Source organism: Cryobacterium sp. TMB3-10 (assembly GCF_004402305.1).
In the GTDB taxonomy this organism is placed as follows: domain Bacteria; phylum Actinomycetota; class Actinomycetes; order Actinomycetales; family Microbacteriaceae; genus Cryobacterium; species Cryobacterium zongtaii.
The window spans coordinates 39073-52852 of the sequence record NZ_SOGH01000018.1 but is presented as its reverse complement, the minus strand read 5'-3'; the positions used below and the strand labels follow the sequence as shown (position 1 = coordinate 52852).

General features: G+C 68.0%; 16 protein-coding genes. 10 read left to right on the top strand and 6 right to left on the bottom strand.

The features are described from left to right. Window positions 1-50 precede the first annotated feature (50 nt). Window positions 51-2048: an AarF/ABC1/UbiB kinase family protein gene (locus tag E3T22_RS07120; RefSeq protein ID WP_133159808.1), complete on the top strand. Its 1998-nt coding sequence runs from the start codon at window positions 51-53 to the stop codon at window positions 2046-2048. A gap of 1 nt (window position 2049) precedes the next feature. On the opposite strand, the gene E3T22_RS07115 is transcribed toward E3T22_RS07120, so the two are convergent. Next, window positions 2050-2598 (bottom strand): CGNR zinc finger domain-containing protein, encoded by a 549-nt coding sequence (locus E3T22_RS07115; protein ID WP_134480469.1) that lies wholly within the window; start codon window positions 2596-2598, stop codon window positions 2050-2052. 82 nt (window positions 2599-2680) lie between these two features. Here E3T22_RS07115 and E3T22_RS07110 point away from each other — a divergent pair, with 82 nt between their 5' ends. Next, window positions 2681-3637 carry a DMT family transporter gene (locus E3T22_RS07110; protein ID WP_088455390.1) on the top strand — a complete coding sequence of 319 codons (957 nt, stop codon included), beginning with the start codon at window positions 2681-2683 and terminating at the stop codon, window positions 3635-3637. On the opposite strand, the gene E3T22_RS07105 is transcribed toward E3T22_RS07110, so the two are convergent. Next, on the bottom strand, window positions 3634-5118 hold the full coding sequence (locus E3T22_RS07105) for an MFS transporter (protein ID WP_134480470.1): 1485 nt from the start codon (window positions 5116-5118) through the stop codon (window positions 3634-3636). The genes E3T22_RS07110 and E3T22_RS07105 overlap by 4 nt on opposite strands. Window positions 5119-5235: 117 nt before the next feature. Here E3T22_RS07105 and E3T22_RS07100 point away from each other — a divergent pair, with 117 nt between their 5' ends. After that, window positions 5236-5916 carry a TetR/AcrR family transcriptional regulator gene (locus E3T22_RS07100; RefSeq protein ID WP_134480471.1) on the top strand — a complete coding sequence of 227 codons (681 nt, stop codon included), beginning with the start codon at window positions 5236-5238 and terminating at the stop codon, window positions 5914-5916. Between the two features lie 35 nt (window positions 5917-5951). Continuing rightward, entirely contained in the window at window positions 5952-6137 is a 186-nt protein-coding gene (locus tag E3T22_RS07095) for a DUF1508 domain-containing protein (RefSeq protein ID WP_088455393.1), read from the top strand. 4 nt (window positions 6138-6141) lie between these two features. Here the strand turns inward: E3T22_RS07095 and E3T22_RS07090 are convergent, their stop codons facing one another. Further along, entirely contained in the window at window positions 6142-7026 is an 885-nt protein-coding gene (locus E3T22_RS07090; RefSeq protein WP_088455394.1) for a neutral zinc metallopeptidase, read from the bottom strand. 56 nt (window positions 7027-7082) lie between these two features. Between E3T22_RS07090 and E3T22_RS07085 the strand changes: the two genes are divergently transcribed. Genes E3T22_RS07085 through E3T22_RS19020 form a run of 4 tightly spaced genes read left to right on the top strand, consistent with a single transcriptional unit; the run spans window position 7083 to window position 9353 of the window. Continuing rightward, window positions 7083-7742, top strand: a complete 660-nt coding sequence (locus E3T22_RS07085) for a hypothetical protein (protein ID WP_134480472.1) — start codon at window positions 7083-7085, stop codon at window positions 7740-7742. Window positions 7743-7768: 26 nt separating this feature from the next. Beyond that, window positions 7769-8434, top strand: a complete 666-nt coding sequence (locus tag E3T22_RS07080) for a hypothetical protein (protein WP_134480473.1) — start codon at window positions 7769-7771, stop codon at window positions 8432-8434. Between the two features lie 40 nt (window positions 8435-8474). Continuing rightward, window positions 8475-9140 carry an SUMF1/EgtB/PvdO family nonheme iron enzyme gene (locus E3T22_RS07075; RefSeq protein WP_134480474.1) on the top strand — a complete coding sequence of 222 codons (666 nt, stop codon included), beginning with the start codon at window positions 8475-8477 and terminating at the stop codon, window positions 9138-9140. Between the two features lie 48 nt (window positions 9141-9188). Further along, on the top strand, window positions 9189-9353 hold the full coding sequence (locus E3T22_RS19020) for a hypothetical protein (RefSeq protein ID WP_165787966.1): 165 nt from the start codon (window positions 9189-9191) through the stop codon (window positions 9351-9353). A gap of 134 nt (window positions 9354-9487) precedes the next feature. On the opposite strand, the gene E3T22_RS07070 is transcribed toward E3T22_RS19020, so the two are convergent. Beyond that, complete coding sequence (locus tag E3T22_RS07070) at window positions 9488-10423, bottom strand: alpha/beta hydrolase fold domain-containing protein (protein WP_088455398.1); 936 nt, start codon at window positions 10421-10423, stop codon at window positions 9488-9490. Window positions 10424-10482: 59 nt separating this feature from the next. Between E3T22_RS07070 and E3T22_RS07065 the strand changes: the two genes are divergently transcribed. Together E3T22_RS07065 and E3T22_RS07060 are read left to right on the top strand one after the other, a co-directional pair. Further along, on the top strand, window positions 10483-10680 hold the full coding sequence (locus E3T22_RS07065; protein WP_134408285.1) for a hypothetical protein: 198 nt from the start codon (window positions 10483-10485) through the stop codon (window positions 10678-10680). Window positions 10681-10823: 143 nt separating this feature from the next. Further along, the gene (locus tag E3T22_RS07060) at window positions 10824-11036 is read left to right on the top strand and encodes a hypothetical protein (protein ID WP_134480475.1); all 213 of its coding nucleotides are present in this window, start codon (window positions 10824-10826) and stop codon (window positions 11034-11036) included. A 55-nt stretch (window positions 11037-11091) separates the two neighbouring features. Here E3T22_RS07060 and trxA read toward each other — a convergent pair whose 3' ends face one another. Both trxA and E3T22_RS07050 read right to left on the bottom strand, forming a co-directional pair. Next, the gene (gene trxA / locus E3T22_RS07055; RefSeq protein ID WP_088455401.1) at window positions 11092-11475 is read right to left on the bottom strand and encodes a thioredoxin; all 384 of its coding nucleotides are present in this window, start codon (window positions 11473-11475) and stop codon (window positions 11092-11094) included. Between the two features lie 147 nt (window positions 11476-11622). After that, on the bottom strand, window positions 11623-13662 hold the full coding sequence (locus E3T22_RS07050; protein WP_088455402.1) for a glucose PTS transporter subunit IIA: 2040 nt from the start codon (window positions 13660-13662) through the stop codon (window positions 11623-11625). Between the last annotated feature and the right edge of the window lie 118 nt (window positions 13663-13780).

Sequence of the window (13780 nt, the reverse complement as noted above, 5' to 3'; positions counted from 1 at the left end):
CAACAGCGCGGTAGCCTGAGCCCCAACGGCGAGAGATTGCGGGGCACGGGTTGTTGGAATCGTTTTGGACGTGGGTCGTCATCATCCTGGTCGCCCTCGTTTTTTCCGTCGCCATCGGATTCGCCACCCGCTCCCTGCTCGGCACCACGGTGGGCTGGCTGCGCACCTTCCTGGTGGGCCTGCTGGTCTTCGTCGGGTGCTGGCCGTTCGCCTACTTCGTCTCGATTCAGGCCCAGGTGATCGCCGCCGACGGCACGCCCACGGTGCCGATCGTGGTCGTGCTGCTCTTCGTGGCCCTCGCGTTCGGCTGGGTCTTCGCGCTCGGCATGGCCATGCTGGTGGCCACCGAGGCGCTCTGGCCCACCACGGCCGCCAACCCGATCGACGCATTCCGGGCGGCCCTGCACCGGCGCCGGCGCACCAAGCGTTACCTGCAGATCCTCACGCTGCTCTCCAAACACGGCATCGGCTGGATCCTCAACGAGAGGCCGGGCGGCGCTCCCCGCGAAGGTAAGAAGGGCGGGCGCACCCCGGATGCCCTCGTCTCGGCCATCAACGAGGCCGGTGTCACCTTCGTGAAACTCGGCCAGTTGCTCTCCACCCGGCGCGACCTGTTGCCGGCCAGCTACACCCGGGCGCTCGCCTCGCTGCAGTCCGGCGCGGCGACGCTGCCGTGGCCGGCTATCCGTCAGGTGATCGAGGCCGAGATCGGCGGCCCGCTGGAGACCGTGTTCAGTCAGGTCGACGCACTGCCGCTCGCGGCGGCATCCGTCGCTCAGGTACACGCCGGAACCCTGCTGGACGGCACCCGAGTGGTGCTCAAGGTGCAACGACCGGCCGCGGCGGCTCAGGTCGCCGCGGACATCGACATCATCGTCAGGCTCGCGCAGCGCATTGAGAACCAGACCAGCTGGGGGCGCGACTTCGGCGTGGTGACCCTGGCCGAGGGCTTCGGCCGGTCGCTGCGAGACGAGCTGGACTACCGCATCGAGTTCAGCAGCACCCAACAGATCGGCAGCGTGGTGGCGTCGTCGGCGGAGAACGAGGTTCTCGTGGTGCCCCGCGTGTACGCCGAGGCCAGCTCCCGCCGGTTGCTGACCATGGACCTCATCGACGGTCTCCCGCTGAACGCCGCGGGCGAGCGGCTGAGCCGGATGGACCCCGAGGATCGTGGGGCGCTCGCCGCGGCCCTGCTGGATGCGGTTCTCGAGCAGGTGATCGTGACGGGCATCTTCCACGCCGACCTGCACCCCGGCAATCTGATGCTGCGGGCCGACGGCATGCTGGGCATGATCGACTTCGGCAACGTGGGCGTGCTGGAGCGCAGCATGCGGGAGGGCCTGGTGACGCTGCTGCTCGCGGCAACGAACGACGACGATATCGCCACGACGGATGCCCTGCTGCTGGTGGTGGAGGCGCCGCCGGATGCCGACATCCTCTCGCTGCAACGCGACCTGGGCCGCGTGCTGACGTTGAACCGGCACAGCGCCAACGGCTCGATCTTCGCCGCGATGCTCGACACCATCCGCGACCACCACCTGGCCGTGCCGACCTCGCTGGGCCAGGCACTGCGGTCCCTGATCACCCTGGAACGCTGCCTGGACATCCTCGACCCCGACTTCGACATGGTGGAAACGGCGCTGGCCAGGGTGCCGCATTTTCTGCGGCGGCTCGTCACTCCCAAGAGCCTTCTCGGTTCGCTCCAGGCGCAGGCCGCCGTGTTGCAGGCCACGGCGCGTCGGCTGCCGCGTCGGCTGGAGACCATCAGCTCTTCCCTGGCCAAGGGCACCTTCAGCCTGCGCATCCGCGCCTTCGCCGAGCCCGATGACAGGTGGTGGATCGGCTCGGTCGTCACCGAAGCCATTGGAGTGCTGATCGGCATCACCGCCGTCAGCCTGGGCATCGTGCTGGTGGTCTCCGACACCGGTCCTGACCTCGTGGCGGGGGTGCGGCTGTTCGCTTTCCTCGGTGCCTCGATCGGCCTCGTCGGCTTCATCCTGCTCATCCGGGCCCTGCGCCAGCTGTTCCTGCGCCGGCCGCACCCCTGACCTAGCCCGCGGCGCGCTGCCGGAACGCGATGGTATTCATCCGGTTGCCGCAGCGGATGCTGCAGAACCGCTTCGAGCCGTTGCGGGAGAGATCCACCAGAACGCCGGCGCAGTCCTGGGCCGCGCAGGCGCGCAGCCGGCCGGTCTCGTCGGTGCGGATCACATCGACCAGGGCCAGGGCCACCTCCACCCGGATGCGTTCGGCCAGCGGGGCAGCCGGGTCGGTGGCGTGCAGGTGCCAGTCGAGTCCGTCGTGGCGCATCAACCGGGGCAGGGCCCTTGCGCTTCGCAACATGGCGTTCAGCTCCACGGCCGCTTCGTCGCGGCCGAGGAGCCAGATGTGGCGCAACAGCTCACGGGTGGCGCGCACCTCGGCCAGTTCGGTCTCGGTCCCATCGAGGCGGCCGGAGAACCGGTGGGCCACAAAGAGCGCCGTCAATTGGACGGGCGTGACGAGCTCGTCGGGACCGCTTTTGGTGGCGCCGGCGACGGTGTTGGCGAGGTCGACCGTGAACGCCAGACTCGCCTCGGTGTCAGGGGCAAAGTGCAAATTGACTCCTTACTCACGACCACACTATCTTCATGATCAACACCCCTTCAATTCCGTCGTCTGTCTGTCTGTGTGGAGCCCCATGACTCGCCCGTCCACCTCGCTCGGCCTGGTCATCGCCCTCATCGCCGCGGCCACTTTCGGCCTCTCCGGCGCCCTGGCCAAGCCGCTGCTCGAGAGTGGTTGGAGTCCCGCCGCGGCCGTGACCCTGCGGGTGCTCATCGGCGGCATCGTGCTCGCCCCGGTGGCCGTCATCGCGCTACACGGCCGCTGGGCGACGCTCTGGCGTGCCCGGTGGCGGGTGCTCGCGATGGCGGTCATCGGCGTGGCCGGCACCCAGCTCGCCTATTTCGCTGCGATCGAACGTATCCCGGTCGGCACCGCGGTGCTCATCGAATACATGGCCCCGCTGCTGCTCGTCGTCTGGGCCTGGGCGCGCAGCCGGCGGATGCCCAAGCGCGTCGTGCTCGTCGGCTCGATCGTGGCGCTGGCCGGCCTGATCCTCGTGGTGAACCCGACCGGGTCGGTGCGGCTGGACGTGCTCGGCCTCACTCTGGCGCTGACCGCCATGGTGGGCTGCGCCATCTACTACCTCGTGGCGGCGCAGCCCAGCGAGGGGTTGCCGGCCGTGGCGCTGGCCGGATTCGGTCTGCTGCTCGGCGGCGTGCTGCTGGGTGCCGTGGGGCTGAGCGGCCTGGTGCCCTTCACCACCTCCACCGCGGATGTGGCGATGTTCGGCGGAACGGTGCCGTGGTGGCTGCCGCTCATCATCATCGGCGTGGTGGCCACGGCCATCGCCTACTCCACCAGCATCGCCGCGAGCGAAATGCTCGGCTCCAGGCTCGCCTCGTTCGTAGGTCTACTCGAGGTGGTGGCCGCCACCTTCTACGCCTGGCTCCTGCTGGGCGAACAGCTCACCGGTCCGCAGTTGGTCGGCGGGCTGCTGATCCTGATCGGTATCGGCTTCGTGCGCTCCGAGAAGACGGATGCCGCGCTCGAGCCGGCGTCCGTTCCCCTGCTCGAGAGCAACCGACCCTAGCGGGCGACCACCGGCTCGGTCTCGGCGGCCAGGTGCGCGTTGGACAGGGACAGGCCGTGGCCCATCCGGCGGAAGAGCAGCGCCGCGATGATGCCGCCGACGGCGAAGAAACCTGCGCCCCACCAGTACGCGACGGCGTAGCTGGTCACCGCGGCCTGTGCGGCCACCTCGGCCGTGGCGGGCAGGTGCGAGGCCACATAGTCGGCCGCCGCGGTGGCCGCCAGGGTGTTCAGCAGGGCCGTGCCGATCGAGCCGCCGACCTGCTGGCTGGTGTTCACCATCGCCGACGCGACGCCGGCGAACTGGCGGTCGACGCCGAGGGTGGCGGTCTGCATCGAGGCGGGCATGATCGAGCCCATCGCGAAGCCGAGAATCATCAGCGGCGGCAACACATTGGCCGCATAGGTGCTGTCGAGGTTGAGATTGGTGAGCAGGATCATGCCGGTCGCACCCAGTGCCATGCCGAACGGCACCATGACCTTGGGGCCGAATCGCGGCACGAAGATGTTCGTCGACAGCTGCGCAGCGAGCACGAGCATCGCGATCATCGGCAGGAACGAGAAACCGGTCTGCATTGGTGTGAAGCCGAGCGACGTCTGCAGGTAATACGTGACGAACAGGAAGATGCCGAACATGCCCGCACCGGCGATCATCACCGAGAGGTAGGCGGCACCGCGGTTGCGGTCGAGCACGATCTGCAGCGGCAGCAGCGGATGCGCGGCCTTGCGCTGCCAGAGCACAAACGCGACGAGCAGCACCACGGCGCCCGCGAGCATGCCCCAGGTCAGCGGCGAGTCCCAGCCATCCGTCTCGGCGTTGGAAAAGCCGAAGACCAGGCCGAACAGTGCGGCCGAGACCAGGATCGTGCCGGGGATGTCGAGCTTGGGCCGCGGGCCGGTGCGCTGCAGGTGGTCGACGAAGATCGCGGCGCCGATGACCCCGACAATGGCGATGACCACGTTGATGTAGAGATTCCAGCGCCAGTCGAAGTACTCGGTGAGGAAGCCGCCGAGCAGCAGTCCGACGGCGCCGCCCGCACCGGCGATCGCGCCGAAGACGCCGAAGGCCCGCGCCCGCTCCTTGGGGATGGTGAAGGTCGTGGTGAGCACGGCCAGGGCGGTCGGGGCCAGCAGTGCGCCGAATGCGCCCTGCAGGGCCCGGGCGGCGACCAGCCAGCCGAAGGTTCCGGCCGCGCCGCCGAGCGCGGAGGCGATCGCGAAGCCGATCAGGCCGATGATGAAGGTGCGCTTGCGCCCGATCAAGTCGGAGAGCCGGCCACCCAGCAGCAGCAGGCTGGCGAAGGCGAGCGAGTACGCGGTGACGATCCACTGGCGGTCGCCGTTGGAGAAGCCGAGGTCGGCCTGGGCGGAGGGGAGGGCAATGTTCACGACCGTGGAGTCGAGCACGACCATGAGTTGGGCGAGGGCGACCACGCTGAGGGTCCACCACCGGCGGGAACTGGGCACATTGGTTCGAGACATAAACGCGACTCTATACGATACTGTGGAGTTCCGGATCTTAACAGTTCCTGAATTTACGCCCCGGTAACATGTGGAGGCATACAGGATTGATCCGTCACCGAAAAGGAGGTCGACGCAATGACGCAGCTCGAACCCGCCGGGGCGGCCGAGAGTACCGCGGCCGAGACCAAACTGGGTCGCAAGCGTGACCACACCCGTGACCCGGAGATCTTGGCCGCGGCGCTCGAGGTGCTCGCCGAGACCGGCTTCGACGGCATGACCATCGACATGGTCGCCACCCGGGCCAAGGCCGGCAAGGCCACGTTGTACCGGCGCTGGCCCTCGAAAAACGAGCTCGTCATTGACGCCGTCGCCTGCATGAAGCTGGGCGATCTGGATCAGGCCAGCCTGCCCGACACCGGAACCCTGCGCGGAGACTTCGTGGCGATGATCAAGCCACGCTCCATCGAGGACGGCGAGAAGAAGATGCAGATCATGGCCGGGCTGATGTCGATGCTCTCGGCCACGCCCGAGATGGCCGACGCGGCGAACAACGCCATCGTCAAACCGCGGGCGGCGGCCAATCGATTCCTCATGCAGCGGGCCATAGACCGCGGCGAGATCTCACCCGAGTGTGACATTGACACCCTCTGCCTGGTCACCCCGTCGATGGCCGCCTACCGCACCCTCATCGAACGCAAGCCCGTTGACCGGGACTTCCTCATCACGCTCATCGACGGGGTGCTGCTGCCGGCGCTCGGCCTGCGCGGCGATGCCGCCCCGGCTGGGCGCGGTAAGGTTGCGCCACCGGCCTCGTAGCCGGCGGAGTTCCATCTCGACGAAGAGAGCGTGTCATGTCCGGCAAGTATGAATTGACTGCAGACCGATCCGGTGGCTATGTCTTCAAGCTCAAGACCCACAGTGGTGAAGTGCTGATGACCTCGGAGAGCTACCAGACCAAGGCAGCCGCGCTCAAGGGCATCGAGGTCGTCAAGGCCGATGCCAAGGGCAAGGTCGTCGATCTCACCGAGCCGCAGTAGTGGCCTAGAGCTCGGCGTCGGCCACGGCGAAGGTGTCGCAGGCCTCTGCCCCGTTGGTGTAGCCCGTCTGGAACCACCTCTGGCGCATCTCGCTGGAGCCGTGCGTCCAGGTCTCCGGGTTCACCTGGCCCTGGGCCTTCTCCTGGATGCGGTCGTCGCCGATGGCGGACGCCGCGTTGAGCGCATCCGCGATCTGGGCGTCGGTGATCGGTTCGAGCAGGCGGGTGCCGTCGGCATCCGTGGTCTCGGCCGCTGAGCCGAGCCAGGCGCCCGCGAAGCAGTCGGCCTGCACCTCGACGCGGACGGCGTCGGAGCTGGGGCCGGCCTCGGACGTGTCAGTGCTGGCGAACGTGCCGGCGCGGTTCTGGATATGGTGGCCCCACTCGTGTCCGACGACGTAGAGCTGGGACAGCGGACCCGCCGTGGCGTCGAACTCGGTGCGCAGTGTGTCGTAGAACGCGGTGTCGAGGTAGATCTGCTGGTCGGCCGGGCAGTAGAACGGCCCGACGGCGCTCGTGGCTGCGCCGCAGCCGGTGTCCACCCCGCCGGAGAACAGCTGGATGACGGGCGAGGAGTAACTGATCCCCATGGCGGGCGCCTGCTCGGCCCAGTAGTCCTCGAGCGAGTCGCGGGTGAAACCCACCCGGCATTCCACGTCCGCGTTGGCGTCGGCGCCGAAGTCACAATTCGTCAGCGCAGTGGTGTCACCCTCGTCGCCGCCACCGGCCGTGCCGCCGGCCAGCAAGCCGGACAGGTCGACCCCGAGCAGCTGGGAGAGCAGCACGATGGCGACGAGGCCCAGGCCTCCACCGCCGACGGCGAGGCCGGTGCGGCGGCCCGATTTGCGCACACCCTGGCCGGAGTACTTGGCGTCGTCGTTAAAAGTCATTCCTCGACCATAAATGATTGCTGGCGCCTGTCGTGCCCGCCTGCCACACTGCGGTTATGAGAATCTCGGGGCTCCTCGTGCTCGCCGGCGTCACCGTCACCCTGCTCACCGTCGGCGGATGCGCCGGCAGTGACGCGCCGGGGCCTCGGTCCTCCGCGGTCCCGGGGCAGTTTCCCCGCCCCGCGGCCGCCGGTGATGTCCTCGCGCAGGCCACGGTTCTGCAGAAGGACGGCGAGGCCCCGCAACTCTGCTTGGGCGCGGTCGCCCAGTCACTCCCGCCCCAGTGCGGCGGACCACCCATCCTCGGCTGGGACTGGGCGACTGTCGACCAGTCCGAGACGCAATCTGGCGTCACCTGGGGCAGCTACGCCGTCACCGGAACCTGGGACGCCGCCGCGTTCACGGTGACCCGGCCGCCCATCCCGCTGTCGCTCTATGACCCGCTCGCCCAGATCGATCCGCGGCTCGACGAGGCCACGCCCGGCCCGAGCGAGGAGAGTACCCTGCTGCGCCTGCAGGACGAGTTGAACGCCGCCGAACACAGCCCGGCCACGGCCTCGGACTGGTCCGAGATGCCGATCCTCTCCAACTGGACCCAAAACGGCTACCTCTGGATTTCGGTCATCTACGACGACGGCTCGATCCAGCGGTTCTTCGACGATCAGTGGGGTGCGGGCGTGGTCGCCGTGCAGTCCGCCCTGACTGACGCCGAGTGATCATCCGGCAGCCGTAGGATCGGTTCATGGCCCTCCTTCACCAAGCTGACATCACCCCGACGAAGATCGACATGCTCAGCCGCTGGGCGCCCACCCAGCCCTGGTTCGTCGGCGATGCCGGCGGGAGCGTGACGAACCTCGCCGCCTACAGGTTCGACGATCCGGACGGACAGGTCGGCATCGAGACCATCTTCATCACGGCCGGCGCCGGCCCGGTACTGCAGATTCCCGTCACCTACCGGGACGCCCCGCTCGCCGGCGCTGAGACCTCACTCATCACCACCATGCAGCACTCGGTGCTGGGGGAGCGGTGGGTCTACGACGCCACCGGCGACCCGGCCTACCTCGCGGCCGTCGCTACCGCCGCGATCACCGGAGGCCACCAGGCCGAGCTCACCATCGAGACCGACGGGCAGATGGTGGTGCGTGAGCCCACCGCCGTCGTCGCAGGCAGCGGCACGCCAGGCGGTGCCGCCGTGACACCGCCCGCGGTGGCCGAGATCAGCATCCGGCAGGAGCCCGGCGCCACCGTCGTGACTGCCGGTACGCTGCAGATAATCGTGGCACGGGTACTCGGCGACGACGACGTCCTGGCGAACCAGGCTCCGGATTCGGCCCATGAGGTGCTCGCCGGAACGTGGTCGGATCAGCCCACCCTGCGCGCCCTGGTCCTCGTCGCCACCCCGGCGTAACACAGCGGTGCCCTGGCGCGCGGGCCGGTACCGTGCAGGTATGCCGACGGATGCCGCCCCCAGCCTGGTCGCCGTTCCTTCGGGGACCGTGACCATGATGGATGCGCGCACCCGCCGCAGCTGGAGCGCCGATGTCGCCGCGATCGAGATCGCAGCCTATCCGCTGACCCAGGAGGAGTACGCCCAGGTCACCGGTCTTCGGCCTGCCGCGACCCTGGGCGCACGGCTGCCCGTCGAGGGAGTGTCGTGGTGGGACGCGATCCGCTTCTGCAACGCCCTATCGGAGCGGGCCGGCCTCACCCCGGTGTATCGGCTGGGCGCCGACGAAGCCATCTTTTGGGACCCCGCAGCGGAGGGCTACAGGCTGCCGACCGAGGCGGAATGGGAGCACTCCTGCCGTGCCGGAACCGCCGGACCTCGCTACGGGGACCTCGACGAGATCGCCTGGTACCGCGGCAACTCAGACGAACACCCGCACGACGTCGGCGGCAAGCAGCCGAACGCCTGGGGTCTGTACGACACGTTGGGCAGTGTCTGGGAGTGGTGCTGGGACTTCGCCGACCCCGAGCGGTACGGCACCTACCGCGCGCTGCGCGGCGGCGGCTGGTTCGACCAGCACTGGAGCTGCCGTGCTTCCGTGCGGCGGGGCAGCTACCCGGGCCTCCAGATCGACGACGTCGGTTTCCGGATCGCCCGGAACTCCTGATCGGCCTGGTCGACTGGCGACGGTAGGCATGCGAGGCTTAGCTCACCTATGGACGACGACGGATTCGATTTCGACGAGCCCGGCCCGCTCTGCCCGGCCTGCGGCATCGAGATGAGCCCCGACGGCGTCGACACGGCCGAGGGTCTCGAGTCCTGCCACCGCTGCCCGCGTTGCAAGCTCGCGATCGTCGTGCCGGGTCTCTGGCCCAACTGATCCGCCGTTCACCGCCGGGCCGGGTGTAGTTCACGGCGATGTAACAGGATGGGCCCCTGCGATGGTGGGCTTTGTCGTGATCGGAGAGGTCGCTGCGCTGGGCCTCCTCCCCGCGCTTGGCGCATTCACCCTGGCTATCGGGGCGCAGGTGGCGTCTCGCCGACGCTGAGCGGTGTGGTCACTCCCCGGCGCAGCGCGTGCACGATCGTCGCACGGGCATCGCCGCCGATCGTCGTGGGCAGCAACGGGTACACATGCAGCTGCCCCACGGCCTCGTGGAAATCCAGGTCAACCCCCGCTGCTGCGGCCTTACCGACGAGTAGGTGCGCATCCGGATTCAGCACGTCCCTGGAGCCACTGAACAGGGTGAGCGGTCCCAGCCCGGCCAGGTCGCCCATCAACGGACTCACCACGGGGTCCAGGATGTCCCGGTCGCCCTTCCAGAGGCGGGCCAGAACTTCTCCGCCGGGAGTGGCGAGCCAGGGGTCGCTCGGCTGCACGGCCGGTATGCGCGGGTTGCTCCAGCTGAGATCGAGGGCGGGTGAGACCAAGACGGTCTGGGGGAGCGTGATGCCGTGCTCATCCCGCAGTGCGAGCGCGGTGGACAGGGCAATCTGGCCGCCGGCGGAATCCCCGGCGATGCAGGTGGCGCCGTACCACTGCAGGTTGTCCAGCACGAGGTCGACGATTCCGGCGGCCACGACGGCTGCGGTCCCGAAGGGCACGAGTGGGTAGATCGGCACCGTGACGACGGTGTTCGCCTCCGCGGCGATCTGGGCGGCCAGATGCCAGTGCTGCCCAGCGATCTGATTCAGCCAGCCGCCGCCGTGCACGTACACCACACTTCCGGTCGGGGTGCTGCCGAAGGGGGTGATGGTGTAGACCGGCCAGCCCCGATTGGAAACGTCTATCCGTACATCTCGGCGCATTCTGCTCGGTGGCCCGTATGGGGTCGGCCGGAGTTCGAGCTCGCGCACCCGGCGGCGCGCCCCGTCGGCCGTGGCGAACACGCGGTTCGCGCGCATGAGACGCAGAGCGGGGGCGATGAGGCTGCTCGGAACGGTGACCATGCCATCCATTCTGCATGCCACACTGAAAACGGGACCTGCACCAGGCGAAGGGACCTCCCATGACCGACAGCACCGGGTACCCGCCCGAGCCCTGGTATCTCGGCGGTTCCCTGAACGTGTCGGTGTTCCTCGTACCGGCGGCCGGCCTGCCTGCCGGGTTCGAGCCGCCGAGCGGGCGGCGCGCGCTGCGTCTGGGTTCACGGGTCGTCGTGGGGGTCGGCGCTGTGCGTTATCTGCCCGGCGGGGTGCTCGATTAGGACGAGCTGCTGGTGGCGGTGCCGAGCCTCGGGCGCGACCTCTGGGGCATCCCCAAACACCTGGCCGTGTTTCGGCAGAGCGACCGCAGGGGTGTCACGAGTATGACCATGTCGGTCGACGGTGCCGCGGTCGCGGGCCGGGGATGCGCCCGCTCACGCTGCCGGTTCTGGAAGACCTCGACGGTAGGGTGACGCTGTCACACAACCGGGTCATCGGCCGGATGGCGGGTTTGCGTGCGGCATGGCATTTTCCCGAAAACGGCCCGCTGGGCTACCTGAGCGGGCGCCGGCCGGTCCTCAACATTGCCGTGCACGATGCGGCGATCATCTTCGGCATGGATGTGAGGCGGTCATGACAGACCTGGGCGGTGACCCGGCGGCTCGCGCCGCGTACCAGTCCAGCCCGCGGGGTCAGGCCTGTGCGGTCTGCTGGGCGGCCTTCTGCTCCGCCACCTGACGGTGCACATCGTTCATGTCCAACGCCTTGACCGCGGTCACGACCTGCTCGAGTGCCGCCGGCGGCAGCGCTCCGGGCTGGGAGAACACCAGGACGCCCTCACGGAAGGCCATCAGCGTGGGGATCGACTGGATGCCGGCGGCCGCGGACAGCTGCTGCTCGGCTTCGGTGTCGACCTTGGCGAACACCACGTCGGGGTGCTGCTCGGAGGACGCCGCATAGGTCGGCGCGAACTGCTTGCACGGGCCGCACCAGTCGGCCCAGAAGTCCACCAGAACAATGTCGTTGGCTGACAGGGTCTCGCCGAATGTGGTCTCGGTCACGTCGAGGGTGCTCATGTAGGTCTCCTTGCTGAGGTTGTCGCGGACGAATTGGTTACAACCGTGGGCACCTCCCCGGTATTCCATGGGCGGCGGCGACCGGCGCCGGCGGGTACACCAAAGGTGGGCAGAGAACTCTCTGCCCACCTTTGTTCGTGCGGGGTGTTACTTGGCGGTCACCGTGAGAAGCGGGCTTCCGACGCTCACCTGGCCGGAAGCGGCCTGGTCGATCGAGCCGAACTTCTTCGGGTTGGTCACCAGGACCGGGGTGACCAGCGAGTAGCCGGCTTCCTCGATCACGGCGCGGTCGAAGGTCACCAGCGGGGTACCCGCCTCGACCCTGTCGCCGGCCTTGACCTTGACGTCGAAGCCCTTACCGGCGAGGTTGACGGTGTCGATGCCCACGTGAATGAGCATTTCGATGCCGCCGTCCAGCATCAGTCCGAAGGCGTGTCCGGTCGGCTGAGCGACCAGGACCTTGCCTGCGGCGGGTGCGTACACGGTGTTCTCGGTCGGGTCGACGCCCACGCCGAGTCCGACGATGCCCTTGCTGAACACGGGGTCGGGAACGTCGGCGAGCGGGACGACGATGCCGGCGACCGGCGAACCGATCGTGGCCAGGACGGTGGCGACCATGGTCGCCGTGCCGCCGGCGGCAGGTGCGGCGGTAGCTGCAGCGGCGACCGGTGCGGCAACCGGGGCGACGGGCGCGTGCTTGGCTTCTTCAGCAGCCGTGTCTGCGGCGAGCTGAGCGGCCGCTTCGGCCTTCTGCTCCGGCGAGAGGTAGCCGGAGAGGATCACGAGGATCATCGCGGTGAAGAACGACGCGGCAACGGCCAGTGCGTACAACGGGATGTTGTTGAACGCCGGGATGGTCAGCAGCGAGGTGAACACGAACGCGTTGGTCGTGACGCCACCGCCGAGACCGATGATGACACCACCGACGAGGCAACCGACGAGCATGCGCGGGTAGATGCGCTTGAACCGCAGGTGGATGCCGTACAGCGACGGTTCGGAGATACCACCGAGGAGACCGGCGGCAAGAGCACCCGTCGCGGTCTGCTTCATCTGGCTGTTCTTGGCGCGGATGGCGAGGAAGAGTACGCCGGCGGTGGCACCGAAGCAGGCGAAGTTCCAGGCGCCCATCGGGCCCTGGATGAAGTCATAGCCCAAGGACTGGATGTTCAGCAGCATGACGGCGTTCAGCGGCCAGTGCAGGCCCAGCGGAACCATGAACGGGTAGGCCAGTGGGATGACAATGGCGAAGATGAGCGGTGAGAAGTCGTTGATGGACTTGAGGAACTCGCCGATGGCCGCTCCGCCGAAGACGCCGATCGGGCCGATGAGGAAGGCCGTGACGGGGATCATGACGAGCATGCTCAGGAACGGCACGAAGATCAGCTGGACGCTGGCCGGGATGATCTTCTTCAGGCCCTTGGTGAGGAGACCGAGAGCGGCAGCCATCAGCAGCGGCGGGAAGACCTGCGAGCTGTAGTCGGTGACGGTCAGCGGCAGGCCGAAGATCGAGACGATGGCGGCCTTGCCGTCGAAGACGGTCTGGGCTCCGTCGGAGGCGGCCAGGGCGGAGAAGCCCGGCAGCATGACGACGGCCATGATGCCGAAGCCGACCCACGGGTCGGCGCCGAGGCGCTTGGAGGCGTTGTAGGCGACCATGAGGGGCAGGAAGACGAACACGCCCTGCCACATCAGGTTGATGAAAGCCCAGCCCGGTTCCAGGGTGACGCCCGGCGCGTTCCATGCGGGAATGACGCCGAGGGTGGCCATCAGCGCCATGAAGGTGATGAACAGCGAAGCGCCCAGCAGCGCGCCCAGGATCGGGCGGAAGGAGTCTGAGAGGACCTCGAAGAAGGTGTCGAGCCCGGCGAACTTGCCGCGGGGGCCCTTGGCGCGCTCGGCGGCCTTGATGTCGTCGGCGCTTTCGCCCGTTCCGACCTTCTTCATCTCGGGCAGAGCCAGGATCTCGTTGTACACGGTCTCGACCGCGCCGCCGATAACGACCTGGAAGCGGTCTCCGGACTGGGGAACGGCACCCAGGACTGCGGGGATACCTTCAACAGTCGGCAGGTCGATTCCCGATGCGTCCTTCAGCGTGAAGCGCAGTCGGGTGGCACAGTGAGTGAGCGCGACGACATTCGCGGCCCCTCCGATGCTCTCAATAATGTCTTTAGCGGGCGAGGACGCCACCTGGATCTCCTTACGGTGTGGATGCCAAACGCGTGGTTCCCGCTTGGTACACAGCTCAGTCGAACCGGGTTAGCCGACTGAGTTTCTCCTGTTAAATTTCACACAACAGTTGAATTTA

What these genes read in the sequence shown, in the direction of transcription:
- E3T22_RS19020 (WP_165787966.1), top strand. Translation starts at nt 9,189, where the DNA reads ATGGACGACGACGGATTCGATTTCGACGAGCCCGGCCCGCTCTGCCCG.
- E3T22_RS07085 (WP_134480472.1), top strand. Translation starts at nt 7,083, where the DNA reads ATGAGAATCTCGGGGCTCCTCGTGCTCGCCGGCGTCACCGTCACCCTG.
- trxA (WP_088455401.1), bottom strand. Translation starts at nt 11,475, where the DNA reads ATGAGCACCCTCGACGTGACCGAGACCACATTCGGCGAGACCCTGTCA.
- E3T22_RS07060 (WP_134480475.1), top strand. Translation starts at nt 10,824, where the DNA reads ATGCGCCCGCTCACGCTGCCGGTTCTGGAAGACCTCGACGGTAGGGTG.
- E3T22_RS07075 (WP_134480474.1), top strand. Translation starts at nt 8,475, where the DNA reads ATGCCGACGGATGCCGCCCCCAGCCTGGTCGCCGTTCCTTCGGGGACC.
- E3T22_RS07110 (WP_088455390.1), top strand. Translation starts at nt 2,681, where the DNA reads ATGACTCGCCCGTCCACCTCGCTCGGCCTGGTCATCGCCCTCATCGCC.
- E3T22_RS07105 (WP_134480470.1), bottom strand. Translation starts at nt 5,118, where the DNA reads ATGTCTCGAACCAATGTGCCCAGTTCCCGCCGGTGGTGGACCCTCAGC.
- E3T22_RS07095 (WP_088455393.1), top strand. Translation starts at nt 5,952, where the DNA reads ATGTCCGGCAAGTATGAATTGACTGCAGACCGATCCGGTGGCTATGTC.
- E3T22_RS07100 (WP_134480471.1), top strand. Translation starts at nt 5,236, where the DNA reads ATGACGCAGCTCGAACCCGCCGGGGCGGCCGAGAGTACCGCGGCCGAG.
- E3T22_RS07080 (WP_134480473.1), top strand. Translation starts at nt 7,769, where the DNA reads ATGGCCCTCCTTCACCAAGCTGACATCACCCCGACGAAGATCGACATG.
- E3T22_RS07065 (WP_134408285.1), top strand. Translation starts at nt 10,483, where the DNA reads ATGACCGACAGCACCGGGTACCCGCCCGAGCCCTGGTATCTCGGCGGT.
- E3T22_RS07070 (WP_088455398.1), bottom strand. Translation starts at nt 10,423, where the DNA reads ATGGTCACCGTTCCGAGCAGCCTCATCGCCCCCGCTCTGCGTCTCATG.
- E3T22_RS07090 (WP_088455394.1), bottom strand. Translation starts at nt 7,026, where the DNA reads ATGACTTTTAACGACGACGCCAAGTACTCCGGCCAGGGTGTGCGCAAA.